The sequence below is a fragment of the Prosthecomicrobium sp. N25 genome (assembly GCF_037203705.1).
GTDB lineage: Bacteria > Pseudomonadota > Alphaproteobacteria > Rhizobiales > Ancalomicrobiaceae > Prosthecodimorpha.
Window position 1 is genome coordinate 44,283 of record NZ_JBBCAT010000006.1, and the last position, 26,725, is coordinate 71,007.

29 protein-coding genes are annotated in these 26,725 nt (G+C 69.5%); 10 read left to right on the forward strand and 19 right to left on the reverse strand.

Annotation, left to right across the window (positions count from 1 at the left end; all coding sequences use genetic code 11):
• The first annotated feature begins 75 nt into the window (after positions 1 to 75).
• Genes WBG79_RS25905 through WBG79_RS25915 form a run of 3 tightly spaced genes read left to right on the forward strand, consistent with a single transcriptional unit; the run spans position 76 to position 2,378 of the window.
• Positions 76 to 852 (forward strand): ATP-binding cassette domain-containing protein, encoded by a 777-nt coding sequence (locus WBG79_RS25905; RefSeq protein WP_337360142.1) that lies wholly within the window; start codon positions 76 to 78, stop codon positions 850 to 852.
• 24 nt (positions 853 to 876) lie between these two features.
• Entirely contained in the window at positions 877 to 1,809 is a 933-nt protein-coding gene (locus WBG79_RS25910; RefSeq protein WP_337360143.1) for a nucleoside hydrolase, read from the forward strand.
• 26 nt (positions 1,810 to 1,835) lie between these two features.
• The gene (locus WBG79_RS25915) at positions 1,836 to 2,378 is read left to right on the forward strand and encodes a hypothetical protein (RefSeq protein WP_337360144.1); all 543 of its coding nucleotides are present in this window, start codon (positions 1,836 to 1,838) and stop codon (positions 2,376 to 2,378) included.
• A 112-nt stretch (positions 2,379 to 2,490) separates the two neighbouring features.
• Here the strand turns inward: WBG79_RS25915 and WBG79_RS25920 are convergent, their stop codons facing one another.
• A complete protein-coding gene (locus WBG79_RS25920) occupies positions 2,491 to 3,678 on the reverse strand; it encodes an alpha/beta fold hydrolase (RefSeq protein WP_337360145.1) in 1,188 nt (395 codons plus the stop codon).
• 743 nt (positions 3,679 to 4,421) lie between these two features.
• Between WBG79_RS25920 and WBG79_RS25925 the strand changes: the two genes are divergently transcribed.
• The 5 genes from WBG79_RS25925 to WBG79_RS25945 all read left to right on the forward strand — a co-directional run bounded on the left by WBG79_RS25925 (position 4,422) and on the right by WBG79_RS25945 (position 7,708).
• Complete coding sequence (locus WBG79_RS25925) at positions 4,422 to 4,679, forward strand: hypothetical protein (protein WP_337360146.1); 258 nt, start codon at positions 4,422 to 4,424, stop codon at positions 4,677 to 4,679.
• Positions 4,666 to 5,796 (forward strand): fatty acid desaturase, encoded by a 1,131-nt coding sequence (locus WBG79_RS25930; protein WP_337360147.1) that lies wholly within the window; start codon positions 4,666 to 4,668, stop codon positions 5,794 to 5,796. Before WBG79_RS25925 ends, WBG79_RS25930 begins: the two co-directional genes overlap by 14 nt.
• Positions 5,797 to 6,044: 248 nt before the next feature.
• On the forward strand, positions 6,045 to 6,740 hold the full coding sequence (locus tag WBG79_RS25935; RefSeq protein WP_337360148.1) for a VIT1/CCC1 transporter family protein: 696 nt from the start codon (positions 6,045 to 6,047) through the stop codon (positions 6,738 to 6,740).
• A gap of 473 nt (positions 6,741 to 7,213) precedes the next feature.
• Positions 7,214 to 7,378: a DUF3309 family protein gene (locus WBG79_RS25940; RefSeq protein ID WP_337360149.1), complete on the forward strand. Its 165-nt coding sequence runs from the start codon at positions 7,214 to 7,216 to the stop codon at positions 7,376 to 7,378.
• A 147-nt stretch (positions 7,379 to 7,525) separates the two neighbouring features.
• Entirely contained in the window at positions 7,526 to 7,708 is a 183-nt protein-coding gene (locus tag WBG79_RS25945) for a CsbD family protein (RefSeq protein WP_337360150.1), read from the forward strand.
• Positions 7,709 to 7,873: 165 nt separating this feature from the next.
• Here the strand turns inward: WBG79_RS25945 and WBG79_RS25950 are convergent, their stop codons facing one another.
• From WBG79_RS25950 to WBG79_RS25980, 7 genes are read right to left on the reverse strand one after another with little or no spacing between them, the layout of a single operon-like run.
• Complete coding sequence (locus WBG79_RS25950; protein ID WP_337360151.1) at positions 7,874 to 8,278, reverse strand: bacteriohemerythrin; 405 nt, start codon at positions 8,276 to 8,278, stop codon at positions 7,874 to 7,876.
• A 23-nt stretch (positions 8,279 to 8,301) separates the two neighbouring features.
• A complete protein-coding gene (locus WBG79_RS25955) occupies positions 8,302 to 8,814 on the reverse strand; it encodes a carboxypeptidase-like regulatory domain-containing protein (RefSeq protein ID WP_337360152.1) in 513 nt (170 codons plus the stop codon).
• The gene (locus tag WBG79_RS25960; RefSeq protein WP_337360153.1) at positions 8,811 to 10,376 is read right to left on the reverse strand and encodes a cytochrome b N-terminal domain-containing protein; all 1,566 of its coding nucleotides are present in this window, start codon (positions 10,374 to 10,376) and stop codon (positions 8,811 to 8,813) included. The genes WBG79_RS25955 and WBG79_RS25960 overlap by 4 nt, the downstream gene beginning before the upstream one ends.
• Positions 10,376 to 11,242: an SCO family protein gene (locus WBG79_RS25965; RefSeq protein WP_337360154.1), complete on the reverse strand. Its 867-nt coding sequence runs from the start codon at positions 11,240 to 11,242 to the stop codon at positions 10,376 to 10,378. The genes WBG79_RS25960 and WBG79_RS25965 overlap by 1 nt, the downstream gene beginning before the upstream one ends.
• Position 11,243: 1 nt before the next feature.
• Positions 11,244 to 12,110, reverse strand: a complete 867-nt coding sequence (gene cyoE / locus WBG79_RS25970) for a heme o synthase (RefSeq protein ID WP_337360155.1) — start codon at positions 12,108 to 12,110, stop codon at positions 11,244 to 11,246.
• Positions 12,111 to 12,145: 35 nt separating this feature from the next.
• A complete protein-coding gene (locus WBG79_RS25975) occupies positions 12,146 to 13,867 on the reverse strand; it encodes a cbb3-type cytochrome c oxidase subunit I (protein ID WP_337360156.1) in 1,722 nt (573 codons plus the stop codon).
• A gap of 3 nt (positions 13,868 to 13,870) precedes the next feature.
• Entirely contained in the window at positions 13,871 to 14,464 is a 594-nt protein-coding gene (locus WBG79_RS25980; RefSeq protein WP_337360157.1) for a hypothetical protein, read from the reverse strand.
• A 373-nt stretch (positions 14,465 to 14,837) separates the two neighbouring features.
• Here WBG79_RS25980 and WBG79_RS25985 point away from each other — a divergent pair, with 373 nt between their 5' ends.
• Complete coding sequence (locus WBG79_RS25985; protein ID WP_337360158.1) at positions 14,838 to 15,257, forward strand: hypothetical protein; 420 nt, start codon at positions 14,838 to 14,840, stop codon at positions 15,255 to 15,257.
• A gap of 55 nt (positions 15,258 to 15,312) precedes the next feature.
• On the opposite strand, the gene WBG79_RS25990 is transcribed toward WBG79_RS25985, so the two are convergent.
• Positions 15,313 to 16,008, reverse strand: a complete 696-nt coding sequence (locus WBG79_RS25990) for a Crp/Fnr family transcriptional regulator (protein WP_337360159.1) — start codon at positions 16,006 to 16,008, stop codon at positions 15,313 to 15,315.
• A 121-nt stretch (positions 16,009 to 16,129) separates the two neighbouring features.
• Between WBG79_RS25990 and WBG79_RS25995 the strand changes: the two genes are divergently transcribed.
• Positions 16,130 to 16,612, forward strand: a complete 483-nt coding sequence (locus tag WBG79_RS25995) for a hypothetical protein (RefSeq protein ID WP_337360160.1) — start codon at positions 16,130 to 16,132, stop codon at positions 16,610 to 16,612.
• A gap of 229 nt (positions 16,613 to 16,841) precedes the next feature.
• Here the strand turns inward: WBG79_RS25995 and WBG79_RS26000 are convergent, their stop codons facing one another.
• Genes WBG79_RS26000 through WBG79_RS26045 form a run of 10 tightly spaced genes read right to left on the reverse strand, consistent with a single transcriptional unit; the run spans position 16,842 to position 26,716 of the window.
• Positions 16,842 to 17,534, reverse strand: coding sequence for an alpha/beta fold hydrolase (locus WBG79_RS26000; protein WP_337360161.1), 693 nt, complete (start codon positions 17,532 to 17,534; stop codon positions 16,842 to 16,844).
• Positions 17,531 to 18,652: a cobalamin-independent methionine synthase II family protein gene (locus WBG79_RS26005; RefSeq protein ID WP_337360162.1), complete on the reverse strand. Its 1,122-nt coding sequence runs from the start codon at positions 18,650 to 18,652 to the stop codon at positions 17,531 to 17,533. The genes WBG79_RS26000 and WBG79_RS26005 overlap by 4 nt, the downstream gene beginning before the upstream one ends.
• 29 nt (positions 18,653 to 18,681) lie before the next feature.
• Positions 18,682 to 19,647: a cupin domain-containing protein gene (locus WBG79_RS26010; RefSeq protein WP_337360163.1), complete on the reverse strand. Its 966-nt coding sequence runs from the start codon at positions 19,645 to 19,647 to the stop codon at positions 18,682 to 18,684.
• Positions 19,644 to 20,636, reverse strand: coding sequence for a nuclear transport factor 2 family protein (locus tag WBG79_RS26015; RefSeq protein WP_337360164.1), 993 nt, complete (start codon positions 20,634 to 20,636; stop codon positions 19,644 to 19,646). Before WBG79_RS26015 ends, WBG79_RS26010 begins: the two co-directional genes overlap by 4 nt.
• On the reverse strand, positions 20,633 to 21,664 hold the full coding sequence (locus tag WBG79_RS26020; protein ID WP_337360165.1) for a LacI family DNA-binding transcriptional regulator: 1,032 nt from the start codon (positions 21,662 to 21,664) through the stop codon (positions 20,633 to 20,635). Before WBG79_RS26020 ends, WBG79_RS26015 begins: the two co-directional genes overlap by 4 nt.
• The gene (locus tag WBG79_RS26025) at positions 21,661 to 22,428 is read right to left on the reverse strand and encodes an SDR family NAD(P)-dependent oxidoreductase (RefSeq protein ID WP_337360166.1); all 768 of its coding nucleotides are present in this window, start codon (positions 22,426 to 22,428) and stop codon (positions 21,661 to 21,663) included. Before WBG79_RS26025 ends, WBG79_RS26020 begins: the two co-directional genes overlap by 4 nt.
• Complete coding sequence (locus WBG79_RS26030) at positions 22,425 to 23,456, reverse strand: ester cyclase (RefSeq protein ID WP_337360167.1); 1,032 nt, start codon at positions 23,454 to 23,456, stop codon at positions 22,425 to 22,427. The genes WBG79_RS26025 and WBG79_RS26030 overlap by 4 nt, the downstream gene beginning before the upstream one ends.
• Positions 23,453 to 24,763: a histidinol dehydrogenase gene (gene hisD / locus WBG79_RS26035; protein ID WP_337360168.1), complete on the reverse strand. Its 1,311-nt coding sequence runs from the start codon at positions 24,761 to 24,763 to the stop codon at positions 23,453 to 23,455. The genes WBG79_RS26030 and hisD overlap by 4 nt, the downstream gene beginning before the upstream one ends.
• Positions 24,764 to 24,802: 39 nt before the next feature.
• Positions 24,803 to 25,864: an ABC transporter ATP-binding protein gene (locus WBG79_RS26040; RefSeq protein WP_337360169.1), complete on the reverse strand. Its 1,062-nt coding sequence runs from the start codon at positions 25,862 to 25,864 to the stop codon at positions 24,803 to 24,805.
• A 3-nt stretch (positions 25,865 to 25,867) separates the two neighbouring features.
• Positions 25,868 to 26,716, reverse strand: coding sequence for a carbohydrate ABC transporter permease (locus WBG79_RS26045; protein WP_337360170.1), 849 nt, complete (start codon positions 26,714 to 26,716; stop codon positions 25,868 to 25,870).
• Positions 26,717 to 26,725: the final 9 nt, after the last annotated feature.

Below are 26,725 nucleotides of genomic sequence, written 5' to 3' on the forward strand. Positions count from 1 at the left end.
GCGCGCCCCGGCAGGCCCCCCGGGCCGGCCGAACGCGGGACCGAACGGGCCCTCGGGCCCGGAAGCCTCGACCCGATGACGGCCGCCCGCGACGCCTCGCCCCCCATCCTGTCCCTCCGTGGCATCGGCAAGAGCTACGGGGCGGTCGTCGCCGTGCGCGACGTCGACCTGGACATCCATGCCGGCGAGGTCGTCGCGGTGTGCGGCGACAACGGCGCGGGCAAGTCGAGCCTCATCAAGGTGGTCTCGGGCGCCGAGGAGCCCACCGCCGGCGAGATGCGCGTCAAGGGCGAGCCCGTCCGCTTCGCCTCGCCCCACGACGCGCTCGGCCGCGGCGTCGCCACGATCTACCAGGACCTCGCCCTGGCGCCGCGGCTCTCGATCGCCCAGAACGTCTTCATGGGGTCGGAGCTGACCCGGCCCTTCCTGCTGCCGTTCCTGCGCGTGCTCGACAAGAAGCGCATGGCCGAGGAGGCGCGGCGGTACCTGGCGCAGCTCTCCGTATCGGTCACCGACATGAACCGCCCGGTCGAGCGGCTCTCCGGCGGCCAGCGCCAGGCCGTGGCGATCTCCCGCGCCCTGCGCTGGAACGCCGAGGTGATCATCATGGACGAGCCGACCGCAGCCCTCGGGGTCAAGGAGACCGCGCTCGTCCTCGACCTGGTGCGGCGCCTGAAGGCGGACGGCCGCACCATCGTGCTGATCAGCCACAACATGCGGGACGTGGTCGCGCTTGCCGACCGGGTCGTCATCCTCGGCGCCGGCCGAAAATACGTGGACCGGCCGATCGACGGCCTGACGGCCGACGACCTGACCCACATGATCATGAGCGGCAACGCCAAGGCCGCCTGACACCCCGATGCCCGGAGGCACAGCGTGGCCCGCCGCATGCCCGTTCTCGTCGACACCGATCCCGGCCAGGACGACGCCGTGGCGCTGCTCCTCGCGATGGCGCTGCCCGACCGCTTCGACCTTCTCGCCGTCACCACGGTGGCCGGCAACGTCCCCGTCGACCTCACCACCGCCAACGCGCTCCGGATCGCCGACCTGGCCGGCCGCCCCGAGGTGCCCGTCCACCGCGGCGCCGAGGCCCCGCTCGTGCTGCCGCTCGAGACGGCCGAGTTCGTCTCCGGACCGGACGGCCTCGCCGGCGCCGGACTGCCGCCGCCGCGCCGGGCCGCCGCGCCCGGCCATGCCGTGAAGGCGATCGTGCGGATCCTGCGCGCCGCGCCCGAGCCGGTGACGCTGTGCCCCCTCGGGCCGCTGACCAACATCGCCCTCGCGCTCCGGATCGCCCCCGACATCCTCCCCCGCATCGAGCGGATCGTCCTCATGGGCGGCGCGCTCGGCCTCGGCAACATCACGCCCGCCGCCGAATTCAATGTCTACGTCGACCCGCATGCCGCCGCGGTGGTGTTCGGCTGCGGCCGTCCGATCACCATGCTGGGCCTCAACGCCACGCTCGGCGCCATGGCGCGGCACGACCAGATCGAGGCCTTCCGCGCCCTGGGCACCGCGACCGGGCGCGCCGTCCACGGCATGCTGACCCGGCCGCGCCCGGGCGGCCTCGGCACGGAAGGTCACCCGATGCACGACCCCTGCGTGATCGGTTTCCTGCTCTGGCCGGAGCTCTTCACCGGCCGCGACTGTCATGTGGAGATCGAGACCGGTTCGGGTCCCCTGCGCGGCCGCAGCACGGTCGATTGGCACGGCCGGCTGAAGCGGCCCGCGAACGCCCACGTGATCGACCGGATCGAGGCCGGCCCCCTGTTCGATCGCATGATCGCCGCCGTCTCGGTCCTGCCGTGATTCCCCGAACCCGTCGAGGTCTCCCCATGTCCCTGCCCGACGCACTCGCCGCCGAAGCCGACGCCGCGATCGCGGCCATGCGGGAGGCCGCCCGCGCGGCCCGCAGGCTCCACGCCAGGGCGGAATTGCTCCGCCACATGGTGACGACCGCCGCCAAGGTCGCCCGGCTCCCGCGTGCCGAGGCCGTCGAGGCCGTGGTCCGCGAGTGGACGGCCGCATGGCACCTCGACCGCACGGCCTGGCCTCATCTCGCGCGGCCCATGGAGGCCTTCACGGCCGCCTGCATCGACCACGTGCTCGCGTCGCCCGGCAAGGCCGACGCGGCCGACACGGCGCTGCGCGCGGCCCTGTCCGACCTGGACGACGCGCTCGCCGAGGCCGGCACGTCCCTGGCCGACCAGATGGCCTGGCGTTCGGAATGCGCCCACGGCTGGTGGGACTGGATCGAGCCGACCCCGCCCGATCTCCCGGGGCGGCGCGAGCGGACCTCGGTGCCGCAGCCGGTGCCAGGGCGTCCGTTCTGGGAGGCGGGCTGCGCGGATTTCTGCAAGCCTGCCGGCCGGGATTGACGGGCTCGCTGCCCAGTCCGGGGAGGTCGCCGGGCCCGCCCGGCTGCCCTGGGTAGTCAGGGCGCCCCGGCCGCACCGCTCGAGCAGCGAGGCCGGCGCGATCGGACGGCGGTCAGGCGGCCGGCCGACTCCGCTGGGGCACCTGTTCGTGTGTTCCGTGAACCCGGTCGTTCTTTGTGAGCCCTTCGGCCTCGTCGATCGCCGCCATCAAACGCAGGGTAGCAGTCTGGTGGACCATGTGACCCGACCCTGCAACGCGATGGAACGTGCTATTCGCCACGTCGCCGTGAAGCCGGGCAGACTGGTCATCGGCGTCGATGAGCCGATCCTGCCCGCCGGCGATGATGACGACCGGCATCTCGAGCTCGGGATAGTGGCTGCATGACTTGGTGGCGTTTGGAATCATCATGGCGGTCTCGGCAGCACTGGCTCCGATCTGGGACGGCCTGAATGCCATCTCTTCAGGGAACGAGCTGAACTTTGCCGGCACGGTTGCGGGCCCGAACATTTTTCGGAGGAGCACAGGCCACAGGAGCCTGCTCAGCATCGGCGCCAACGTCCATCTGATGAGATCGCCGATCACGGGGACCGCAGGAAACGACATCGGCACGACATCGAGTCTGGCACTGGGGTAGTAGTAGCCCGACGCCAGGACGAGGGCTTTGACCTGTTCGGGATGTCTCAGTCCCATGGCTATCGCGACAGAGCACCCCCAGGAATGACCCACGACGATCGATTGCGTAATGCCTAGTTGCGTCAATGCGGCCTTGAAGAGGGCAGCTTGGGCGTCCGGCGTCCAGTTGGTGGTCTTCGGGCGGTCGCTGTGACCGAAGCCCGGCCTGTCGAATGCGATGACGCGAAACCGCTTCGAGGCTTCTCTGATCAAGCCACTGGATTCGAAATCTTCGATCATGCTGCCGTTCCCGTGCAGCAGGACAAGCACGTCGCCTTGCCCCTGGTCGACGTAGTGGAGGCGCACCCCGTTGACCGAGATGAATTGCCCTCTTGCTGGATTGCGGCGCTCCGCTCTGACGGCCAGCCACTTGTTGAGTCCTGCGGAAGCCGCCAATGCAATCAGACCGGCCGCCGCATACGAAGCAAAACGGGTAGAACGATGGTCCCGATGGCCAACTTTGGCCGAACTGGACTTGGCGAAAACGTTTCGTGGATATCCATGCATGATTATTCTGACTATCCGGCTGACAAGCTGACCATCGGGCAGATCCCGGCGAATGTTGCAGCGCAACAGGAACGCCTGCAGGGGTCCGATGTTCCCCTCCCAATGGAAGCGGGTGCCCACCGGACATCACCGGCGGCTCCGTGCCGGTTGGGGCTGACGGGCCTCGTGACGAAAAGGCGCGGCCAGGCGGAGTCTTCAACGCCCTTCTGGTGAATCGACAGTCCGGCATTGGAAAAGCATTACGCCGCCCCATCTAGTCGGGAAAGATTGTCGTAAAGTGACCCTCGTGGTCAGGAGAAATATCGCATTCAGCGGACCATTCTCCACGAAGATCAAGGACTGGACACGCAGCGAGTCGTCTACGAACCGCTCAAACTTCGCGAGAACACGAAGATGATTGCCGAAACAATTGAGTGGTTCGATCGTACCCGGGGCCTCGTCTTCATCCGGCCCGGCGACGGTGGCCTGGACGCGTTCACCCCCATCTCGACCATCGGATAAGCGGGACTGCGGGCCATCTCCGAGGGCCGGAAGATCTGATAGGATCCCAAGTGGGATTCGAAGTCGAGCGGGATGCCGGCCTGCGCTCTGCAGGCGGCTTGACGACCGGCACCACCCAAAGGCCGTCCGACGTTGCCGGCGGTCCTATGCCAGTTCGTCCGCCTTCTGAAGGATCGTCCCCTTTTGGAGCAGTTGCCCACACCTGAACGGTCCTGCCGTGCGCCGAACCCGGCAGCCCGGGCCGAGTTACATCTTCCAGAACAACCCGAACAGACAACAGCGTCGCGACGTCGAACACCGGCTCGTTTCAGTCGTTGCCGGCGAGGGCACGCCGCCGATCCGCATCGTCAACAGGAGACCGAATGAACATTTGCGACATGATCCCCGGACTGGGCTCCGGGGCCATCGAGACAGTGCGCATGAACGCGACCCGCCTCTACGCTTCCGGTACGCCGAAGCAGAAGGAACAGGGGCGCGACGCTCTGGTCCTGATCGGCGAGGAGGAGATCCGCCGACGGGCGGTCCGCCCGGCCGTGCCGCCCAAGGCACATGAAAAGACGGGGATCAAGAGCCCCGCGAAAGCGCTCGGGAAGGGATGGACGTCGAATGTCGCAGCGTGAACCCATCCTTGTGACGGCCGAACCCGCGGCTCCGTCGCCGTCGGGGAGCGACTGGACGCGGCGTCTCAAGCCCTACCGGAAGGCCGACCGCCACCGGGCGGTTTTCGAGCTCCTGATCACCCTCGTCCCTTACGCGTTCGTCTGGATCCTGATGGCGGTCGCGGTGTCGAACGGCTGGCCCTTGCTCTACGCCCTGCTGCTGCCCCTCGGCGCCGGCCTGCTGGTCCGCCTCTTCATGATCCAGCATGATTGCGGGCACGGCTCGTTCCTGCCCGGACGCCAGGCCAATGACTGGACGGGACGGCTGCTCGGGGTGCTCACCCAGACGCCTTACGACTATTGGCGGCGAAGCCATGCGGTTCATCACGCGAGCGTGGGGAACCTCGACGCCCGAGGGATCGGCGACATCGACACGCTGTCGGTCCGGGAGTACCTGGACCGAGGCCGCTGGGGTCGGCTGCAGTACCGGATCTATCGGCATCCCTTGGTGATGTTCGGGATCGGACCCGCCTACCTCTTCCTGATCCAGCACCGTTTCCCGCGCGGCCTCACCCGGCACGGAGCCACGCCTTGGGTCAGTGCCATGGCGACCAACCTCGGGATCGTCGCCGTCGCCGCCGTAGGGATGACGATCCTCGGACCGGCCACCTTCCTCGCCGTCCAGCTCCCGATCGCCGTCCTGGCTGCGACGGTCGGGGTCTGGCTCTTCTACGTCCAGCACCAGTTCGAGGAGACCTACTGGGCGTCGGCAACGGACTGGAGTGCGCCGGACGCGGCCCTCCAGGGGAGCTCGCACCTCGATCTCCCGCCGGTGCTGCGCTGGTTCAGCGCCAACATCGGCCTGCATCACGTCCATCATCTGTCGAGCGGCATTCCCTACTATCGGCTTCCGGACGTGCTGCGCGACCATCCCGAACTGAGCGATGTCAATCGCCTCACGATCGGCCACAGCGTCCGATGCCTGCGGTTGGTCCTGTGGGACGAATCGGAGCGGCGCCTGATTTCCTTCCGCGACCTCAAGGCACGGCGGCCGGCCGGCCGGGACGGGACGGGAATGGACGCCCTGCCGATAGCCGGCGGAGCCGCGCTCTCCGCTCGGTCGAAGACCGCCGCCTGACGATCCGGCACAAGGAGTCGACGTCGTCGAGCCCGGGGCGGCGCAAGCGCTCCGGGCGGCGCCTGAAGGCCAGGCTCGCCGGCAGAGCCGAGGTGACCCGCTCTCGGCCGGTCCGTCCCAACACGTAGGGCCGCCGAAAGGGGCGCCAGACGAGGCGGCAACGTGTAATGTTAGTTGATGTTGCCGCTTGAGAAGGACGGATGCCCGCAATGCGAGATGCAGGGGCCGTCCGGCGACAGGGGGGTGACATGAGCCGACTTCACACCGAGTCGCACCTCGTCTCCCGGATCGGCTGGCTTCGCGCCGCCGTGCTGGGCGCCAACGACGGGATCGTCTCGACCGCCAGCCTGATCGTGGGCGTGGCCGCCGCCTCGGCGGGGACGTCCGAGGTCCTGGTCGCCGGGGTCGCGGGCCTCGTCGCGGGCGCCATGTCGATGGCGGCCGGCGAGTATGTATCGGTCAGCTCGCAATCCGACACGGAACAGGCCGACCTCGCCCGCGAGCGCGCCGAACTCGCGAGCCAGCCCGAGTTCGAGCGCGAGGAACTGGCCCGCATCTACGTCGAGCGGGGCGTCTCGGCCGATCTGGCCCGCCAGGTGGCCGAACAGTTGATGGCGAAGGACGCGCTCGGCGCCCATGCGCGCGACGAGCTGGGCATCTCGGAGGTCACGACAGCGCGCCCGATCCAGGCGGCGCTGACCTCGGCGGCGACCTTCGCCGTGGGCGCGGCCATGCCGCTGGCCATGGTGATGCTGATGCCGCGGTCGGCGCTGGTGGCCGGCGTATCCGTGGCCTCGCTCCTCTTCCTGGCCCTCCTCGGCGCCATCGGGGCCCGGGCGGGCGGAGCGAATGTGTTCAGGGCAACCCTTCGGGTCACCTTCTGGGGCGCGCTTGCGATGGCGCTGACGGCCGGGATCGGCGCGGTGTTCGGAACCGTCGTCTGATCGTCAGCGGGCCGGTCTGCGTCACCGGTCGGCGGCGGCCGTGCATGGCCGTCCGCCCGTCAGCCAGATCCGCGGGTGCGCCAGTTTATCCGTGCAGAATCTGACATTCCTGTCGTTTTGAGATAAAATCAGAGCGAATTGATATCGATCAATGCGTAAGCTTTGCTGTTCAAGGAAGCTTTATCTTATCCTGAGTGCTTGGCCGCGGCGCCGCGCTCCTGATCGCGGCTCGCCCGCTCCGGCCGCATACTGGCTTCGGATTATTGGATCGGCCCGGCGGGCGGGGGCCGCGCCATGCTCGATCAAGATCGTCGCCCGCGATGGCGCGGGACAGACACTCTCGCGATGTCGCCGTCTCCGTCGCACCGATCTCGCCGTGAACGCGATCGCTCCGCCGACCGCCGGTTCGTCTTCGTTCGTCTTCGGATGCGGCACCACGGGTGTGCATCGTTCTCACAGGAAAGGACCCAGCCATGTCACTTGGAACAATCCTCCTCATTCTTCTGATCATCTTTCTCCTGGGAGGATTCAGCGGTCGGTTCGGTGGTTACGGGTACGGCTTCGGGCACGGGGGAATCGGCGTCCTGGGCGTCATCCTGATCGTCGTGCTCATTCTGGTGGTGACCGGCCGGCTCTAGTCGCGGGCCCCGCTCGATGACGGCCCAGTCGCGGCCAGCTCCAGAAAGACCTTTGCTGCGGAAGCCCTGCCGCTGCCGACCGGATATCTTCATCGGTCGGGAAGGCGGGACAGGGGAAACGACGTCCACTCAACGGGAGGACCTAGCATGGACAAGGACCGGATCGAAGGCTCGATCAAGCAGGCGGTCGGTGGCGTGAAGCAGGCCGCCGGCAAGTTGATCGGCGACAAGAAGCTCGAGGCAGAAGGCGGCGCGGAGCGGACCGAAGGCAAGATTCAGAATGCGATCGGTGGCGTGAAGGATACGATCCGGGACGCCCTGAAGGAGTGAGCCGAGCGTCCTCGACGCTGGTGCAGCACCATCGCGAAGGCGCCCTCGGCGGTCTCGTCCTCCAGGACGCGCGCGCAACGGCGTAGCGCAGGGCTGCACTCTCGGTGCCAAAAACGATCCTCGCCGGCGCGCCCGGCGAGGCCCCCCCCCGCCCCCGGTGCGCGCTCAGGGGTGATGGCCGATGGCCTTGAACAGCTTCGCGTCGTGGGTCCCGAAATGGACCGAGAACCAGGCGTCTAGCGCGCGCCCGAGCTCCGCCGCGTCGACCCGGGTACCGGCGGCCTCATGGGCGTCCATCATGTCGCGCAGGTCGTCGAGGAGCCGTTCGTGGTCGGCCTTGTGGGCCGGCAGCGCGCGGTATCCGGCGGCGCGCATGTGGTGCTCCTCCAGGGCGAAATGCGCCGCGATGGCCCGGTTCAGGTCGCCGAACAGGGCCGCGATCGCCGGCGCGCCCCCGTTGCTCTCCACATAGGTGTCGTGGATGCGGTTGACCAACTCGACCAGTTCGCGGTGTTCGAAGTCGACCTCGTCGATGCCGGTCGCGTATCGGTCGTTCCAGGGGACGAGCATCGCGTGAACTCCCTCCAGGCGTTTCAGCGCAACACGAAGCCGCCCGCGTCGGGGCGGAAGTCAATGGTGAAGTTCTGACCGGGCGCGAGCGTCACGTCCCGCTTCGCCTCGTGATCGAACCCCTCGGCCCTTGCGCTGTCGCGCAGCCGCACGGCGAGCCGGTGCGGCCCGGCCGGCACGCGGAAGCGCCGGTAGAGCTGGGACGGCCCGTCGCCCGCCAGCCCGGTCGGCGCCACGGTTTCGGCGTGGATGACCCGGCCGTCGATCTCGAGCTCCGTCAGGACGGCCCGCCGCCCGCGCGGACACGCCATCGGCCGGCGCATGTTGGGCGGCAGCTTCGCCAGGTCCTCGGGCGAATTGCGGTGGCAATCGGCCGAGCGGTCGGCGCCGTGGGTGAAGGACAGCTTCACGACCGCCTCGTCGGGCCCGATCTGGCGATAGGCCGGCCATGCGTCGAGAACGGCCGTCGGCGCCACGGCGCCGATCAGCACCGCCACCATGGCGGCGAAGCGCGGGACGCTCACGGCGAACCTCATGGCGCCTCCTCGGGGCTGAAGGCCGGGGTTTCGGCGGCGACCGGACCGTCACGGTCCGGCAACCGCGCGAGGCCCGCCGCGAAGGCCTCGACCGCGCGCCGCATCCGGTCGTGCTCCGACGGGGAGGCCCAGACGGTGGCGATCCGCTCGCGCGGTACGCGCGCCCGCAGATAGGGGTCGCGCTCCTGGGCGATCCGCTCGCGCGTCCACGCCACGCCGGAGCGGTTGTAGCAGCTGCGTTCGGCGCAGCCGGCGATGAGCACGCCGTCCGCGAGGCCGCGGCTCAGGGCGAAGTCGATGAGAGACGGGGGCGCCATCGCGACGCAGGGCAGCGTCAGGGTCGGCTCGACCCGCCCCGCCGCCGCCCCGTGCTCGCAGGCGATCACCAGGATCCGGGGGCCGTCGCCCGCGGCGCGCAGGCGTCCGGCGATCTCGAGCACGCGGGCGCGGACCGTAACGAGCGGCAGGTCCGGCAGGTCGATGCCGGTGGCGAGGTCCTCGCTGCGCCGGAACGGGGTCGACGACGGACAGGCGCCCATGCAGATGCCGCAGCTCACGCATTTCGACGCGTCGACCTCGACCTGCCGGGCGAACGGCAGGTCGTCCGTGCGCGGCACCAGGCGGAGCGCCTCGTAGGGGCAGTCCTCGACGCAGCGGTTGCAGCCGTTGCAGTGCGCCAGATCCACCACGGCGACGGGCCGGCGCAGGGGCGGCAGCCAGGGCAAGGCGGCGAGCACGACCGTCGCCGCCGCGAGCAACACCCACACGGCGCCGCGCGAGACGTCGATCAGGGGATAGAGCGGCAGGTAGAACCAGTCGAGGCCGACCGGCGAGGGTACCTTCATGAGGTCCGCGGGGCCCTGGCTGACGGCAGGATCGGCCAGCGACACGACCAGGAGCGCGATCCCCAGCGCGCTGCCGAGCGGCATGGCCGGATTGACGCGCGGCCGGGAGATCCGCTGGATGTGGATCCACATCACCAGGAGCATGATGAGCGGGACGGCGATGTGGAGGAAGATCAGCAGGGTGAAGAAGCGGCTGGTGAGACTGCCGTCGGTCAGGAAGTTGCGCGCGATCGGCTCGCCGAAGATCGGCAGCCTGTCGAGCAGCTCGGTGGTCGCGATGGCGACGTACTGGGCGAGCCGGTCCCAGACGAGCCAGTAGCCCGTGATGCCCGAGGCATAGAGGAACCAGATCAGGGGCACGCCCGTGAACCACGAGAACCAGCGTTTGCCGCGATAGCGGTCGAGCGAGAACTCGCGCAGGAGATGCAGCGCCAGCACGACGACCATGAGGTCGGACGCATAGCGGTGGACGCTGCGGGCGAGCCCGGCGTGCCACCAGTGGACGGTGGTGTACCACTCGACCGACCCATAGGCGTTCTCGATGCCGGTATCGAAGAAGGCGAAAAGGTACATGCCGGTTCCGGCCACGACCCAGAACAGGAAGAAGCCGAGCGTGCCGAGCTGCGCGAGCGGGTTGAGGTCCGGGCCGAAGACGCGGTCGAGCGCGCTCTCGGCCCATTCGAAACCGATCCGCAGCGGCGTCCGCAGGGCTTCCATCACGCCGTCTTCCTTCCCTGGGACCGGGCCGGCGCGGGCCGCGCCCGCCGCCATTCGCGCAGAACCACGAGGCCGAACCCGACGAGCGACAGGGCGCCGAGGGCCATCCCGGCGACCATGACCTCGGTCCGGGTCCGGTAGCGGCCGAGCGCCGGGTCGAAGGTGGTGCAGAGGAAGCGGACGCGGTCGACCAGGCCCGCGACCGAGAGCGGCGCGGCGCTGCCGAACACCACGTCCTTCAGCGGCTCCATGAACATCTGCGTCGGGTAGTCGTCGCCGTAGACCTGGCGATGGATTCGCCCGGCCGGGTCGACGATGCTGACCTGCGAGACGTGGTCGAACCCGCCCGCCACCGCCGCATAGGTGAAGCCGAGGTCGTCCAGGAGCTTGGCCAGGGTCTCGGCGTCCGCCGAGGCGAAGCGCCAGTTGGGCAGGAGCGCGCCCTGGCGGGCGGCGAACTGGGCGAGCCGACCGGGCGTGTCCTGGCGGGCGTCGAAGCCGACCGTCAGCACGGTGAAGCGGTCGCGCCCCAGCACCGCCTGGGCCTCGCCGACGACCCGGATCAGCTGCTGGGTGGCGAGCGGGCAGACCGAACTGCAGCTCGTGTAGACGAGGCTGACCACCAGCGGCCGGCCGCGCAGCTCCCCGAGGTCGAACGACCGCCCGTACATGTCGGTGAGCCGGTGCGGTCCGAGTTCGTGCCCGACCGCGGCTCGGCTCTTCGCGAGGGCGCTTTCCGGGTCGATGCTGCGCGACGGCGAGGCGACCGGGTCGGAGGCGGCCGGCCCTGCCGCCCGGCCCGGGACCGGCGCGGCCGTGACCAGGCCCGCGAGTGCCGCCGCCGCGATGGTGCCGATCAGCCGCATGTCACGACCCGAGCACACGTTCGAGCAGGACCCCGACGACCAGCAGCGTCAGTTGCGCCAGGGATGCGAAGAAGTTCGCCATGGCGGTCGCCTTGCTGGGCGCGCGGTAGAGCGCCACGCTGCGGGTGACGAGGAGCGCACCGCCCGCCGCGGCCGGCAGCGCGTAGGCGAGTCCCATCCCGTAGGCTACGGGCACCAGCGACAGCACGGCCAGCACGACCGCATGGGTCAGCACGGCCATGGTCCAGGCCCGTTCCGGCACCGTGACCGGCAGCATCGGCACGCCCGCGGCCGCGTAGTCGTCGCGCTTGGCGGCCGCGAGGCTCCAGAAATGGGGCGGGGTCCACAGGAACAACACGATCGCCAGGACGATCGGCACCGCCTGCGGCGCCGGGTCGACCGCGGCCGCACCGGCGAGCACCGCGAAGGATCCCGCGAGGCCGCCGATCACGATGTTCCAGGTGGTGCGCCGTTTCAGCCAGACCGTGTAGACGATGCCGTACGTGAAGGCGCCGAGGAAGACGTAGAAGGCCGACAGCGCCCCGCCGGTTCCCCAGGCGAGGCCGACCGAGGCAGCCAGCAGGGCGAGGAACCCGACCGGCCACCAGACGCTCGGCGCCAGCCGTCCGCTGGCGAAGGGGCGCCCGCGGGTCCGCCGCATGGAGCGGTCGAGATCGCGTTCGTAGTAGTGGTTGAACGCCCCCGCCGCACCCGAGGCCCCGATGACCGCGAGGGTCACCCCGGCCATCTGGGCGGGAGTCAGCGTCGGCCCGCGGGCCGCCGCCATCCCGGCGAGGGCGCTTGCCGCCACCGCCACCCCGATACGCAGCTTCAGAAGCGAGACCGCCATCCGCAATGCGTCCTGCATGAACGTCCCCTCCCTGTCGGTCGCGCGGGTTCGGATCACCGGAAGAGCCACAGCTCGGAGAGATATTTCCAGTTGATGAAGTAGTAGAGGACGAAGGAGACGAAGAAGATCGTCACGAGGATGATCGTCCCCGGCAGCTTCGCGGTCGCTTCGCTGCCGTAGTGGCTGGCCGCCGCGGCACCGCCGGAGTGCAGCGGGAAGGTCAGCTTGTGCCCGGGCTTGATCCGCTCGCCGAAGAAGGCCGTGCCCACGACCACTACGATGAACAGGATGCCGCCGGCCGCCGCCAGTATCGCGCTGATCCCGTTGAGGCCCATCATCAGGAAGGCGCCGGCCGAGTGCTGGAACCCGATCGTCGCGTCCGAGAAGGTGATGTCCCAGTGGCGCCGGGGGACGCCCAGGGTGCCGGCGCCCATCATGAAGAGCGAGATGCCTCCCGCGCCGACGCCGAACAGGTAGGGCTGCAGCTGCGCCAGCTTCGGGAACATGATCTCGCGCTGGAAGACGAGCGGCAGGACAAGGTAGGTCGCCGCCATGAAGGCCAGGGTGGTGCCTGCCACGACGGTGCCGTGGAAGTGCCCGGGCACGTAGATCGTGTTGTGCATCAGGACGTTGAGCTGCTCGGTGCCGAGCACGACGCCCGAGATGCCGCCGATGAAGCCGAACATCACGAGCGACAGGAACATGCCGGCGAAGGCCGGATGTCCCCAGGGCGCCTTGCGCAGCCACTCGAAGGCGCCCTTGGTGTAGCCGTTGCGGCGCTGCGCCGCCTCGATCGCGCCCGGCACGGTCAGGCCGTGGACCATCGAGCCGAGCACGGCCAGGTACATCATGTAGCTGGTGTTGACGATCTTCCAGCTGGCGTCCAGGCCCGGCTCGGCGAGCAGGTGGTGGGCGGAGGCGAGCTGCAGGAACAGGATGTACATCAGGAAGGCTGTGCGGCTCACCTTCTCGGAGAGCGGCTTGGCGCCGACCAGGAGCGCGGCGATCAGGTACCACAGCGAGACGTGCGCCGAGACGTTGATCTGCTGGGACGAATGGCCCATGCCCCACCAGACCACCTTGTAGAGCAGCGGGTCGATGGTCGAGACCAGGCCGGCGGACCACAGCAGGGTCGGGATCAGGATGATGGCGCCCGAGGCGAGCGTGAAGACCGCGATGATGGCGGCCGTGAGCGCCCCGAAGGTGACGAGCGGGATGGACCCCTGGTAGGTCCCCTCCTCCTTGGCGACCACCAGGGTCGCGAAGAAGATGCCGACCGCGACGAGCGCCCCGACGGCGAACAGGATCAGCGACAGGTAGAACCACGGCGTCGCCTGCATGGGCGGGTAGGAGGTGAACATCACGGTGGAGTCGCCGCGCAGGACGGCGTAGTTCGCCATCAGGGCGCCCACGACCATCAGCCCGAACGCGGCCCAGGCGAGCTTCGGCGCCGCCAGCCTGGAGTTGAGCAGGACCGCCGAGGCGAAGTAGAGGACCGCGACCTCGAAGAAGATGATCCAGAACAGGAGCACGTTCGCCCCGTGCCCGGTCAGCACGAGGTAGAACCACTCGGCCGGCAGGAGGTGCACGGCCGGCCAGCGCGTCAGCGCCACCAGGAGGCCCATCAGGCCGCCGAGGGCGAGGAACACGACGGCCGCGACCGCATTCGCCTTGATCAGCGCCTGTGCGGCGACGTCGACCTTGAGACCCGTGAACTGGCAGGTGCGGAATTCCGCGACGCGGACTTCGGGCACCCCGACGGTGATGTCGGCCATGATTTACCGCCCCCCTTCCTCAGTGCCCTCGGCGACGCGCGTCGACGACGGCGCCTCCGCGGTGCCGGCCCGGACGAAGATCTTTCCGGTCATCGTGTGGTGGCCGATGCCGCAGAACTCGTTGCAGATGATCCCGAATTCCCCGCTCTCGGTCGGCGTGAGCGTCAGGATGTGCTCGTATCCGGGATGGACCTGGATGTTGATGTTGGTCGGCTGCAGGGAGAACCCGTGCTGCCAGTCGATCGACGACAGGTGGATGCGGTAGCTCTGCCCCTTCTGGAGCTCGAGCACCGGCCACCATTGCCAGAGCCTGCCGAGCAGGTAGACGTCCTTGCCGGCCGGCGGCCGCACGACCGGCACGCCCTCCAGGTCGCGGACCTGGTACTCCTTCGCGAAGGCCTCGACCTTGCGCTCGTAGTTGGACGGATCGACGCGATAGGTCTCGGTGCTGAGATTCTGCTGGCCGATGAAGTGCCACGCGATCATGAAGCCGAACATGAACAGGCCCCAGAAAAACGCGATCACGATCCAGATGAGTTCGACCTTCTCGATCGGTTCGTTCCACCAGATTCGTCTTTCCGGAGGTGTGACGGCCATATCTCTTCTCCCTGCCCAGAGAGCCTATCTTTGATCACCTTGCGATGGGTACGGATGCGACTTCCATGACACCCCAGATCAAGTAGAGGACGGTGGGTATCACGACGCCCAGAAACAGAAGCAGGAACGGATTGTCCAAAACCCGCTGCATGAACGGCACAGGTTCGCCTGCCCCGGCTGGCGCCGGGGATTGATCACTCGCGGCCATTTCACTGATCTCCCAGGCTGATCTTCGATTTCCCCGGTGAGGGTTGTTCAAGGTCTCCCCCGGGCAACCCGTCTGCCTTGACGATTGTCAAGGACAGTCGAGGGCGTCGGGCGAAGCTCGCCGAGCCACCGGCGCGAGCCGTTCCGAACCAGGGAGATCGTCGTCATGCGGCGGACGTTGCTCGTCGGACTGATCGCTCTCGTGATCGCCAATGCGGCGACCGCGATCTTTGCCCGGACCCCGCCGCGCCGCGCAGCGCCCGACGAGGCCTATGCGCTCGTCTATGTCGGCGCGCGCGACTGCCCCCCCTGCCGGACCTGGGACAAGGAGCGGCGGTCGGACCTGATGGCCGGCGGAACGATGCGGCGCGTCGCGTTCCGCGAGTTCGTGGTGGAGCGGCTGGCCGAGCTGCGGTCGCCACAGGCCTGGCCGGCCGATCTCGCCGGACTCCGGCCCTACTTCGAGCCCCTCGGGGCGCCTCAATGGCTGCTCCTGAAGAACGAGACGGTGCTCGCGAAGGCCGCCGGCATGACCCAGTGGGACGAGCAGATGCTCCCCCTCCTGCACTACGTCGCCGGCCGGTGATCACGGGGGCGACGCCCCCGGCGGGGTCCCGGCCGCGGCCATGACCGGATCGGTTTCAAGGCGAGCCGCCGCCCGCCCAGGTCTCCAGGATCGCGGGGGCGAGAACCCGGACGGAGCCGCGGGCCATCGCGATGGCGCCGTCCCGCTCCAGGATCTTCAGCGACCGCTGCACCACCTCCCGCACCGATCCGGTCATGGCGGCCACGTCCTGCTGGGTCAGCCGGCCGCACCCGATCCCGGCGTCCTCGGCCAGGGCCGACTCGCCCCGGCTGCACTTCAGGAGCAGGCTCGCCACACGGGCCGTCACTCCGCGCAAGGAGACGTCCTCGACGAGCAGCGTCATGGCACGCAGGCGTGCCGCGAGGTTCACGATCACCGCCTGCGCCACCGCGGGATGGTCATGGACGAGCCGCAGCATGGTAGCCTTGGGGATCAGGCCGACGATGCCGTCCTCCAGCGCCGCGGCATTGCCCGGAGACGGACCGCCGTCGAACACGGGCACGTCGTTGAAGGTCTGTCCGGTTCCGAGGATGCGAAGCACCTGCTCGCGGCCGTCCGGAGAGACCTTGTAGATCTTGACCCGGCCGGCGACGACGAGATGCAGGCCCGCGCAAGGCTCGCCTTCAACCAGGATCGTTTCGCCCTGCCGAACGCGGCGATCCTGGACCTCGCCCGCCACCGCCGCGCGCAGGTCGCCAGGCAAATCGGTGAAGTAGGGAATGCTGCCCAGAAACGCCGCCGCTGTCGCCATGACCTGGCCACCCCTCTTTTCGTCAGTGCGACTCTAGTCGCAGAGGCCCGCCCTCGTCCCTGACATGATCGCCCCCGAGATGCGGTCCCCTTTCGCGGGCCGCAAGCCAAGGAGAAGGACGATGAACACGATCCGCACTCTGCGCAGGACGGCTCTGGCGGTCGCGATCCTGATCGGGGCCGGGAGCGCCGCGCTCGCCCTGACGCCCCACCAGCATCAGCCCGGCGCCACCGCGAGCCTCTCGATCGAACTCGACCAGGGACGCAAATGGGCCACCGACGACTCACTGCGTGCCGGCATGAACCGGATCCGGGCCGCGGTCGAGGAGACGCTTCCGGGCGTCCACCAGGGCCGGGCGACCCCGGCCGACTTCAGGGCCCTCGCGGGCCGCCTGCAGGAGCAGGTCGACTTCGTGCTCGCCAATTGCAAGCTGCCCGAAGCGGCCGACCAGCAGCTTCACCTGGTCCTGGAGCGCATGATCGAGGGGATCGACACCTTGAAGGCCGAGAGCGGCCAGACGGACGGCGTGATCGCCGTGGTCGAGGCGCTCGACGCCTATGCGACCGCCTTCGATCACCCGGACTGGACGCCGCTCGCGGACTGACCCCCGCCCCCGGAATGCCTCGGCAGTCGGCGGCGAACGGGCCGCCGACCCAAGCCGGCGGGGACGCCTCGTGGATGGTCGCGCGGCGCGGGGGACAAGCTTGGGGGCAAACACGCAGCCCGACAGCCCCGTCATCTCGAAGTACACGACAGCGGTCCCGCAGCCGCTCGACAAGATCGAACGAAGGCGACCGTCCGGCCGGAGGCGCCCTGGGCGGTGGAACGGCCGCTCAGCATGCCTCCAGCCAGAGGGCGAGCTCGTCCAACGTGGCGTCCGGCTGCTCGAGCGTCGGCAGGTGACCGGCACCGGGGATCACGGCGAGCCGCGACTGCGGCATCAGGCGGTGCATGAGGGCGTGGCGCTCCAGCGGGCAGAGTCGGTCCTGCTCGCCCATCAGGACGAGCGCGGGGCCACGGAAGGCGGCGAGCGTCGCCTGCTGGTCCGGCCGGTCCCTGAGCGCGCGCGACTGGCGGGCGAACACCGCCGGGCCGAGCCCGAGCGCCATCTCGAGGCAGAGGTCGAGGATCGGCGTCTTGCCGGGCCCCGGCGCCAGGTAGTTCGGTTTGAGCTCGTCGCGCATCACAGCGGCGAGCCCGCCCGCAAGCGCCCGGTCGATCTGCGGCTGCCGGCGGGCCGCCATCTCGGGGGCCTCGGCGCGCGGGTTGGTGTCGAGCAGCGCCAGCCCCTCGACGCGCTCCGGTGCCTGCCGGACGATCTCCATGGCCACGATACCGCCCATGCTGAGGCCCGCGAGCGCGAAGCGCGGCGGCGCGGCGGCCAGCACGAGCGCGGCCAGATCCTCGACCCGCTCGGCCTCCGTAACGGGCGCGTGCACGATGGTCCGGCGCGGCAGGCGTGCGTCGATCCCCCGCCAGAGCCGCCCGTCGCACATCATGCCGGGGATCAGCACGAGCGGAGTCATGAGGCGCGGCGCGCGCCCTCCTTCAGGCTGGCGAGCTTGGCCCAGGCGATCTCCGGGTCCACGGCCCCGAACCCCGCGAAGGTGCCGAAGCCGCAGTCGGACCCTGCGATCACGCGCTCCCTGCCGACGATGCGGGTGAACCGCTCCAGCCGCTGGGCGACCAGGTCGGGGTGCTCGACGAAGTTGGTGGTCGTGTCGACCACGCCCGGCACCAGGATCTTGTCGTCCGGGATCTCCTTCGCGCGGTCGCGGAAGACGACCCATTCATGGCCGTGGCGGGGATTGGCGGCCTCGAACAGGATGAAGCGCGCCGGGACCCGCATCAGCAGCGGGAAGACCTTGGCCATGTCGATGTCGCACACATGCGGCCCCTCGTAGTTGCCCCAGCAGATGTGCAGGCGGATTCGGTCACGCGGCAGGCCGGAGAGCGCATGCTCGAGCGCCTCCACGTGGCGGGCGGCGACGCCGAGAAAATCGTCGTCCGAGAGATGGCAGAACAGCATGTGACGCGAGAGCGCCAGGTCCGGACAGTCGAGCTGGAGATCCAGCCCGGCATCCAGGATCGTGCGGTATTCCTCCCGCAGCGCCTCGGCGAGGGCCTCCAGGTAGTCTTCGCGCGTCGCGTAGTAGGCGTTCTGCAGGAACAGCGAGACGACGCCGGGCGAGGCGGCGTTCATGAAGCCGCGTTCGACGCCGTGTTCGGCCATGGCCGCCTTGAGGCGGGCGATGTCCTTGGCGAGCTCCCCCTGGCCCTTCGAGACGACCGGGCCGACACATTGCGGGCGGGAATAGGTGGGCGTGCCGCCCGCCCGCGCGAGCCGCTCCAGGAAGCTCGGATAGAGCTTCAGGTCGGCCGGCGCGTTGCGCGGGCTGTCGCCGGCGAAGCCGGTGTAGCGGTCCTTGACGTAGGTCGCGTAGGAGATCTTCGACGTCTCGCCGTCGGAGACGATGTCGATTCCGGCCTCTTTCTGCCGCCGGACGAGGTCGAGCACCGCCGCATCCATGCAGGCGTCGAAGGCCGCGCCGTCATAGTCCTCCCCGCGTTCGCGCGCGAACAGGAAATCGACGACCGGCTGGGATCGGGGAAGCGAGCCGACATGGGTCGCAGAGAGGGCCATTATCCGTTCCTCCGCCTGATGGCCGGGCCTCAGCCCCGCCAGGTCCTGCCCGCCGGGTCGTCCGTGTTCCTGACGCGGTAGAGCGAGGCCTCGCCGGTCATGGACGGGGCGAGGCCGTGGGCCAGGCCCGGCGGGACGGCCGCGGTGTCGCCCGGATTGAGCACCGTCGTGCCGCCCTCCCAGCTGAGCCGCCAGTGGCCCCGCATGGGCATCAGGATCTCGTGCCGGTCGATCCGATACGGTTCTTCCGGGATGGAATTGCGCGACAGGAACTCGACCTCGAAGCCGGGCCGGTCGCGCAGCTTGCCGGTCTCGCCGATCACCCGGCAGGGCTGGCGGTCCGACAGGGCCATCAGGTCCCAGTAGCGGGCGACGTGGTGGGGCACGACCTCGGCGGTGGTCGGTTCGGGAAAGGCCTTCAGCTCCTCGTCGGTCAGGAGCGGCATCGGCGGCACGCCGTCCGGGAGCGTCTGGCCCTTCTTGGCGTCGTAGAGCTTGCCGTTCCGGCCGAGCACCAGGCCGTGGTCCTTGGCGTCCTCGATCACCTGCGGGGCCCAGATGACGCCGCCGCCGGCGTCGTCGCCTCCCAGGATGGCCATGATCATCCCGTAGTCGGTGCCGATGTTCTCGAAGCCCCGGAAGATGCCGGTGGGAATGTTGATGATGTCGCCCTCCTCCAGCACGACCTCGCCCGCGGTGCCCCACCGGCCCCAGAAGAAGCGCCAGCGGCCCTTGAGGACGAAGAAGACCTCGGCGGTCCGGTGCGAATGCAGCGAGTTGCGGCACTTCGGCGGCTGGCCGGCCGCGCCGATGTTGAAGCCCGGCGTCTCGCGGATGTGGACGTGCTGGTCGGGGCTCTCCGAGACACCGCCGCCGATGATGGTGAAGTTCTCCTTCTGGTTCGAGCCCGGCGTGTGCGCATCGATGAAGGCCGTCTTGCAGGGCCTGAGGTCGCCGTAGCGGACGATGCGGGCTTCCATCTCTTGCGGTGTCATGATGCTTCACCCGTGTGCAGGAGGATTTGCTTCCAGATCGCGACCTCGTCCCAGAGCGCGCACTCGCGCCGGATGCTCGCGCCGTCGGGGCCGTAGGGCCCGTATTCCGCATGGGCCATGCCCATCACGTGGACGCGGGCGCCGGTCGGCCGGCCGAAGGCGCCCCAGCCGTCGTGGACGCCGTCGAGCGACCAGCGCAGGGCGGCGCGGGGCGGCATGAGGCCGCCCTCCATGCCGATCCGGTGGTGGATCTCGAACCGCGCGGACGGAAACGACGCCCGCAGCGCGAGCCAGCTGTCGGCGACGGCTTCGGCGCCGAGGAGGCTGCGCCCGCCGGCGTGCTCGGCGAGCGCGGCGCGGTCGTAGGCCCGCAGCCCATGGGCGAAGTCGGCCTGCATGAGGCGGGTCAGCGTCTCCGCGTAGCGCCGGCCCCAGGGATCCTCGTTGCCCGTACCCGCATAGGGCCCGGCGACGTCCATGTCCGGGCCGAAGGGGCGGCCGGCCTTGGCCGGGCCGCCCTCGCGGGCGACGAGGTCGCGGGCGAAGGTGCGCGGGTCGCCGCCGAGCTGGCGCACGATGCCGCCGTTGTCGCGCACGAGCCACTCGTCGACGATGACGTCCTGCCGGACCGCGCAATCCGCGATGACGCGCACCTGGAACCGCCGCCCGGTCGCCGCCCCGAACCAACCGTCGGCGGAATGGGTCCCGGTGGAGATGATGCGGTGGGACGACAGGAAATCGTCCGTGCCGCCGCCGCTCCAGATGACGTCCTCGCCATAGAGCCGGCGGTCCGGGAATTCGTGGAGGGTCGCCATCGTGGAGGCGATCACGCCCTGGTTTCCGCGCGAGACGCCCATCGGCGTGCGAACCGGGATGTCCGCCGCATAGGTGCGGTTCAGGGTCTCGATGCCGCGGTCCTCCCAGATCTCCCGGGTGACGCCGAGGATGTAGTCGGGGAGATCACGCCAGCGGTTGGACAAGGGGTTCATGGGTGGGGTCCTGCCGGAATGCGGGCCGAGGAACGGACCACCAGGGGGCTGGCGATCCGGATGCGGCGCGGCGCGCTCTCGCCTTCGATCTGGTCCAGGATGGCGTCGACGGTCGCGCCGACCATGTCGTCGACCGGCTGGCGGATGGTCGTCATCCGGTAGGACGGCCAGGCGGCGATCGGGACGTCGTCGTAGCCGATCACCGAGACGTCCTCCGGCACCCGCAGGCCGAGGCCGTAGCGCAGTTCGTCCATCACCCCGAAGGCCATGTGGTCGTTGCCGACGAAGATCGCGTCCGGGCGATCGGGACCCGCGCAGAGGTCCCGGGCCACCGCGGCTGCCCGTTCGCGCGAATATTCCCCGTCGATCATCGCGAAGGGCTCCAGACCCGCCGCCGCCATGGCTTGCCGGAACCCTTCGGCACGGTCGCGGCCGGTGGAGGAATCCTGCCAGCCCATGATGTGGGCGATCTTCCGGTGCCCCCCCGCGACCAGGAAGTTCGTGGCGTCGCGCCCGCCCGTGACGTTGTCGGATGTCACCTCCGAAAAGCGCGGATCGTCCTGGCCGCGGTTGAACATGACGACCGGGATCCCGGCCGTCGAGCAGCGCGCCGCCAGGTCGTTGGAGATCGCCACCGAGGCCGTCACGATGCCGTCGACCTGGTAGTCGAGAAGTTCGTCGACGACCTCGCCGATCTTGTCGGTCGAATTGCCGGCCATGAAGATCAGGATGTGGTAGCCGCGCTCCTGCAAGGCGCGGGACAGGCGCTCGATCGCCAGGGGATAGAACTGATTGTCCAGGTAGGCGACGACGAGGCCGATGATGCGGCTCCGGCCCGTGATCATGGCGCGCGCCAGAACGTTCGGCCGATAGCCGAGCGCCGCCGCCGCGGCCCGGACCTTTTCGACCGTCCGCTTCGACGCCGACGCGCCCGGCGTGAACACCCGCGAGACCGCCGACTGGGAGACGCCGGCGAGCCGCGCGACATCCGCGGAGGTGACCTTCTCGAAGACCTTCTCGGTGCTCATTCGGCGGTCCATCCCCCATCGACGACGAGATGCGTTCCGGTGACGAGAGCCGAGGCGTCCGAGGCGAGGAAGACGATCGGGCCCATCAGGTCCTCGACCTCGCCGAGCCGTCCGAGCTTGATCTTGGACAGGATCCAGGCGCGGCGTTCCGGGTTGGCGAGGGTCTTCTCGGCGAGGGGGGTGCGGATGAAAGTCGGGCACAGCGTGTTGACGCGGATGCCGTGCGGCGCCCACTCGAGCGCCATCGCCTTGGTCATGCCCTCGAGCGCGTGCTTGGTGGCGCAGTAGACGGCGCGGTCCGGCCCGCCGACGAGCCCCATCTGGGACGACACGTTGACGAGGCTGCCCTTGCGATTGGCTGCGATCAGTCCGCGGGCGACCTCCCGCGTCAGGAAGTAGGCCGCGCGCAGGTTGAGCGCCATGGCGGCGTCGTAGTCCTCCGGGGTCGTCTCCAGCGCGGGGGCATGGCGGGCAAGGCCGGCAGAATTGACGAGGACGTCGAATGGCCCCTCGGCGGCCACGAAGGCCGCGACGGCGCCGAGGTCGGTGACGTCCAGCGCGTGCCAGCGGGCCCGCCCCCCCGCCGCCGCGATCGCCGCCGCCACGGCCTCCAGTTCGGCGGCGCGCCGCGCCACGAGCGTGACCTCGGCCCCCGCCTCGGCGAGGGCCGCGGCCGCGCCGAGGCCGATGCCCGACGAGGCGCCGGTGGCGAGGGCGCGCCGGCCGTCCAGTCGGAACGAGGGCGTCCGGGGAAAAACGGTCATGCCAGGGCCTCCGGGAGCACGACGGAGCCGGCGGGGCGTGCCTTGTTGAACTCGGCCATGCGGCCGAGGACGTCGACGCCGATCTGCCGGTACATGTCGAGGAGGTCGATCAGGACCCAGTTCTCCCGGATCAGCCCGCCCTCGACGCGCCAGAAGTCGAGGCTGCGCAGCGTGATTTCGCGCCCGAGCGGCGGGATCCCGAGCCAGCCGTCGCGGCTGATGGTCATCCGCATGTTGGGCCAGCCGGTCTCGCAGACGTAGTCGCCCTCGGCGATCCAGTGGCTGACGAGCCCGCCCTGGTCGAGGCTGCGGTCGGGCATCGCCCGGAGGAACGGGATCTGGTGCCAGTGGCGGAAGCCGGCGATGCCGCGGCCGGTGCCGATGCCGCAGGGGCCGTACCAGTTGAAGCGCGGATGCCAGAAGCGCGGCAGGTCCATGACCTCCGGCCCGCCCTCGGACGGGTGACGGCACAGGGCCTCCAGCATGGCCTGAACCAGGGCGAGCGCGGCCGCCCCGTCGCCCTCCGGTACCAGCCCGTCGCAGGTCATCGGCCCGGGTGTGCACAGGAAGCGGCCGAGCTGCGGCGCCATCGGCCAGGCGCCCGCCTGCATCATGAGCTCGGGAATGTCCCAGACGGCCTGGATCTCGACGACCTTGCCGCCCGAGAAGCGGAAGAACTCGTGGTAGCGCATGTGGGCGAGGTGGCCGGTCGGTGGAATGCCCAGGAACGGGCTCAGGAAGGTGCCGAAGACATTGCCGCACGTCGCGACCCAGGCCTCGCCCGCGGGGGAGACGCCCGCAAGCAGGATCATGTCCCGCCGCTCGAGATCCGGCATCGCCGCCGCGAGCGCCCCATAGGCGTCGACGAGGGCGCCGGGACCCCGGCCCTCGCCGAGGGGATGCCCGAGACGCACGACCGCATCCTCGGCGACCAGCGCGCGCGCCGCCGCGCCGAAGGACGCCGGCTCGTAGGTCGCGGCGGCCTTGCGGAACGGGCGGATCGCGTCTTTGGGGGTGCGGACGGTCATTCGGCCGCCGTCCCGTAGGCGACGTTCCGGCGCCCGTAGCGGCGAACCCGGACGTTGCACTGCTCGGCGTGTCCGACGAAGCCTTCCAGCATGCAGAGGCGCGAGCCGTATTCCCCGATCAGCGCTGCGGCGGCGTCGGTCGTCACCCGCTGGTAGCTGTGGGTCTTCAGGAACTTGCCGACCCACAGGCCGCCCGTGTAGCGGCCGGCCCGGCGGGTCGGCAGGGTGTGGTTGGTGCCGATGACCTTGTCGCCGTTGGCGACGTTGGTGCGCGGGCCCAGGAACAGGGCGCCGTAGCTGTGCATGTGGGCGAGGTACCAGTCGTCGCGGTCGGTCATGACCTGGACGTGCTCGTACGCCATCGCGTTGGCGACCTGCAGCATCTCCTCGTGGGTGTCGCAGAGGACGACCTCGCCGTAGTCGCGCCAGCTCACCGAGGCGGTGTCGGCCGTCGGCAGGATCGCGAGCAGCCGGGCGATCTCGGCGAGCGTGCCCTCGGCGAGGCGGCGCGAATTGGTGATCAGGCACGCTGGCGAGTTGTAGCCATGCTCGGCCTGACCGAGGAGATCGGTCGCGCACAGCTCCGCGTCGACCGTCTCGTCGGCGATCACCATCGTCTCGGTCGGGCCGGCGAAGAGGTCGATGCCGACACGCCCGAACAGCTGGCGCTTGGCCTCCGCCACAAAGGCGTTGCCGGGGCCGACCAGCATGTCGACGGGGCGCAGGCTCTCGGTCCCGAGCGCCATGGCGCCGACCGCCTGGATGCCGCCCAGCACGTAGATCTCGTGCGCGCCGCCGAGATGCATCGCCGCGACGATGGCCGGATGGGGTTCGCCCTTCACGGGCGGCGCCGAGGCGGCGATGCGCGGCACGCCGGCGACCGAGGCGGTCAGCACCGACATGTGGGCGGAGGCGACCATCGGGAACTTGCCGCCCGGCACGTAGCAACCGACCGACTGGACCGGGATGTTGCGATGGCCGAGCACGACGCCCGGCATCGTCTCGATCTCGATGTCGGTCATGCTCGCCCGCTGCGCTTCCGCGAAGCGCCGGATCTGGGCCTGGGCGAAGCGGATGTCCTCCATGTCGCGCATCGAGACCTTGGACACCGCGGCTTCGATCTCGGACGGCGTCAGCCGGAAGGACGCCGGTGCATAGCCGTCGAACTTCTGCGACAGCTCCCGGACCGCGGCGTCTCCGCGAAGTTCGATGTCCTTCAGGATGGCCTCGACGGTGCCGCGCACGCGGGCTTCATCCTCGGCCCGCTCGGCCTCCGGCTTGCCGCGCTTCAGGTGCTGGATCGTCATCGCGAAGAATTCCTCGAGTCTGGTATCTCGTGTGTGCGGTCAGGCGCCCGCGGCATGATCGATGCGCGCACCCGTCTCGGGGTCGAACAGGTGGCAGATGCGGGCGGGAACCCGCACGGCGAGCCGGTCCCCGATGGCCGCCTTGAAGTCCTTGGCGGCCTTGACGGCGACGTAGCCCGAGCCGACGTGGAGCGTCGCCATCGAGGCGTCGCCGAGCAGTTCCATGGTGTAGACGGGCGCCTCGACCTCCCCGCTCGGGGCCACCACCACGTCCTCGGCGCGGAAGCCCAGCGTGACCGGGCCGTCCGGCACCCGCCCGAAGCCGGGGATGCGGACGCCAGGGGCCGTGAAGGTGCCGGCCTCGAGCCGGCCGGGGACCAGATTCATGGCCGGGTTGCCGATGAAGGCGGCCACGAAAGTGTTGGCGGGCCGGTCGTAGATCTGGAGCGGCGTACCGACCTGCTGGACCTCGCCCTTGCTCATGACCACGACGCGGTCGGCGAGCGTCATGGCCTCGATCTGGTCGTGGGTCACGTAGATGGTCGTCGTCTTGAGCTCGTGATGCAGGTTCTTGATCTGCGCGCGCGTCGAGACCCGGAGCTTGGCGTCCAGATTCGACAGCGGCTCGTCCATCAGGAAGACCTTGGGCTTGCGGACGATAGCCCGGGCGAGCGCGACGCGCTGGCGCTGGCCGCCGGAAAGCGCCGCCGGCTTCCGGTCCAGAAGGTCCGAGAGCTCGACGGTCTCGGCGGCGCGCATGACCCGGTCGTGATGATCCGCCGGTGGGACCTTCCTGACCTTGAGCGGGAAGCGGATGTTTTCGTAGACGGTCATCGTCGGGTAGAGGCCGTAGGACTGGAACACCATCGCGATGTCTCGATCCTTGGGATCGATCTCGTTGACGAGCCGGTCTCCGATCCAGATCTCCCCGTCGCTGACGTCCTCGAGGCCGGCGATCATGCGCATGGTCGTCGTCTTGCCGCAGCCGGACGGCCCCAGCAGAACGAGGAACTCGCCGTCCGCGATGGTGAGGGTCATGGCCTTGACGCCGGTGACCGCGCCCCAGCGCTTCGAAAGGCCCTTCAGGCGGATCTCGGCCATGGCTTACCCTTTCACCGCACCCGCCGTCAGGCCGGAGACGATCTGACGCTGGAAGACCATCACCAGGACGAAGAGCGGTGCGGTGACGGACACCACCGACGAAACGGCGAACATGATGTTGCCCTCCGTCTGGGTCGTGCCGAGGAAGCTTGCGATCTTCGGGATCATGGTCTGGTTGTCCTTGGAGAGGAGCATGGCCGTGACGACGAAGTCGTTGTAGGCGAGCAGAAAGGAGAAGAGCCCCGTGGTGATGACCCCCGGCCACATCACCGGGATGATCACGTGCCGGAAGGCCTGGAACGGGGTACAGCCGTCGACGCGGGCGCTCTCGTCCAGGTCCCTCGGGATGTTCCGGAAGAAGGCCGTCAACATCCAGAGCGTGAAGGGCTGGTTGATGGCGACCAGGACGATGATGGCCGTCGGCAGGTGGCCCCAGAGGTTCCACTGGTAGAAGGGCAGCAGGTAGCCCGACACCAGCGTGATCGGCGGCATCGCGCGGAACACGAGCGCGACGATGAGGAGCCAGAACGCGTACCGGTAGGTCGACCGGCTGAGCGCATAGCCGCCGAGTGTTCCGAGGGTGAGCGAGATCGCGACGACGCAGACGACCACGATGCCGGTGTTGAGCGCCGCCCGCCAGAACTCCTCCCGGATCCAGGCGCCGTAGTAGCCCGCGCCCGTGAAGGCGCTGCCGTAGGTCGCCCGCGTCAGCGGACCCGTCAGGGCCTGGGTCCAGTCGGCCTTGGAGAAGAAGTCGTTCTCGATCTTGAAGCTGCCCCAGGCCGTCCAGACGAAAGGGAACATGGCGATGACGAGCCACAGCGCCAGGGCCGCGAGCGTCAGCGCGGTCATGAGCGTCGA

Bases quoted from the DNA above. Each gene is read 5' to 3' on its own strand.
- WBG79_RS25905 (WP_337360142.1), top strand. From the start codon at position 76: ATGACGGCCGCCCGCGACGCCTCGCCCCCCATCCTGTCCCTCCGTGGC.
- WBG79_RS25915 (WP_337360144.1), top strand. From the start codon at position 1,836: ATGTCCCTGCCCGACGCACTCGCCGCCGAAGCCGACGCCGCGATCGCG.
- WBG79_RS25925 (WP_337360146.1), top strand. From the start codon at position 4,422: ATGAACATTTGCGACATGATCCCCGGACTGGGCTCCGGGGCCATCGAG.
- WBG79_RS25930 (WP_337360147.1), top strand. From the start codon at position 4,666: ATGTCGCAGCGTGAACCCATCCTTGTGACGGCCGAACCCGCGGCTCCG.
- WBG79_RS25935 (WP_337360148.1), top strand. From the start codon at position 6,045: ATGAGCCGACTTCACACCGAGTCGCACCTCGTCTCCCGGATCGGCTGG.
- WBG79_RS25940 (WP_337360149.1), top strand. From the start codon at position 7,214: ATGTCACTTGGAACAATCCTCCTCATTCTTCTGATCATCTTTCTCCTG.
- WBG79_RS25945 (WP_337360150.1), top strand. From the start codon at position 7,526: ATGGACAAGGACCGGATCGAAGGCTCGATCAAGCAGGCGGTCGGTGGC.
- WBG79_RS25950 (WP_337360151.1), bottom strand. From the start codon at position 8,278: ATGCTCGTCCCCTGGAACGACCGATACGCGACCGGCATCGACGAGGTC.
- WBG79_RS25955 (WP_337360152.1), bottom strand. From the start codon at position 8,814: ATGAGGTTCGCCGTGAGCGTCCCGCGCTTCGCCGCCATGGTGGCGGTG.
- WBG79_RS25960 (WP_337360153.1), bottom strand. From the start codon at position 10,376: ATGGAAGCCCTGCGGACGCCGCTGCGGATCGGTTTCGAATGGGCCGAG.
- WBG79_RS25965 (WP_337360154.1), bottom strand. From the start codon at position 11,242: ATGCGGCTGATCGGCACCATCGCGGCGGCGGCACTCGCGGGCCTGGTC.
- cyoE (WP_337360155.1), bottom strand. From the start codon at position 12,110: ATGCAGGACGCATTGCGGATGGCGGTCTCGCTTCTGAAGCTGCGTATC.
- WBG79_RS25975 (WP_337360156.1), bottom strand. From the start codon at position 13,867: ATGGCCGACATCACCGTCGGGGTGCCCGAAGTCCGCGTCGCGGAATTC.
- WBG79_RS25980 (WP_337360157.1), bottom strand. From the start codon at position 14,464: ATGGCCGTCACACCTCCGGAAAGACGAATCTGGTGGAACGAACCGATC.
- WBG79_RS25985 (WP_337360158.1), top strand. From the start codon at position 14,838: ATGCGGCGGACGTTGCTCGTCGGACTGATCGCTCTCGTGATCGCCAAT.
- WBG79_RS25990 (WP_337360159.1), bottom strand. From the start codon at position 16,008: ATGGCGACAGCGGCGGCGTTTCTGGGCAGCATTCCCTACTTCACCGAT.
- WBG79_RS25995 (WP_337360160.1), top strand. From the start codon at position 16,130: ATGAACACGATCCGCACTCTGCGCAGGACGGCTCTGGCGGTCGCGATC.
- WBG79_RS26000 (WP_337360161.1), bottom strand. From the start codon at position 17,534: ATGACTCCGCTCGTGCTGATCCCCGGCATGATGTGCGACGGGCGGCTC.
- WBG79_RS26005 (WP_337360162.1), bottom strand. From the start codon at position 18,652: ATGGCCCTCTCTGCGACCCATGTCGGCTCGCTTCCCCGATCCCAGCCG.
- WBG79_RS26010 (WP_337360163.1), bottom strand. From the start codon at position 19,647: ATGACACCGCAAGAGATGGAAGCCCGCATCGTCCGCTACGGCGACCTC.
- WBG79_RS26015 (WP_337360164.1), bottom strand. From the start codon at position 20,636: ATGAACCCCTTGTCCAACCGCTGGCGTGATCTCCCCGACTACATCCTC.
- WBG79_RS26020 (WP_337360165.1), bottom strand. From the start codon at position 21,664: ATGAGCACCGAGAAGGTCTTCGAGAAGGTCACCTCCGCGGATGTCGCG.
- WBG79_RS26025 (WP_337360166.1), bottom strand. From the start codon at position 22,428: ATGACCGTTTTTCCCCGGACGCCCTCGTTCCGACTGGACGGCCGGCGC.
- WBG79_RS26030 (WP_337360167.1), bottom strand. From the start codon at position 23,456: ATGACCGTCCGCACCCCCAAAGACGCGATCCGCCCGTTCCGCAAGGCC.
- hisD (WP_337360168.1), bottom strand. From the start codon at position 24,763: ATGACGATCCAGCACCTGAAGCGCGGCAAGCCGGAGGCCGAGCGGGCC.
- WBG79_RS26040 (WP_337360169.1), bottom strand. From the start codon at position 25,864: ATGGCCGAGATCCGCCTGAAGGGCCTTTCGAAGCGCTGGGGCGCGGTC.
- WBG79_RS26045 (WP_337360170.1), bottom strand. From the start codon at position 26,716: ATGACCGCGCTGACGCTCGCGGCCCTGGCGCTGTGGCTCGTCATCGCC.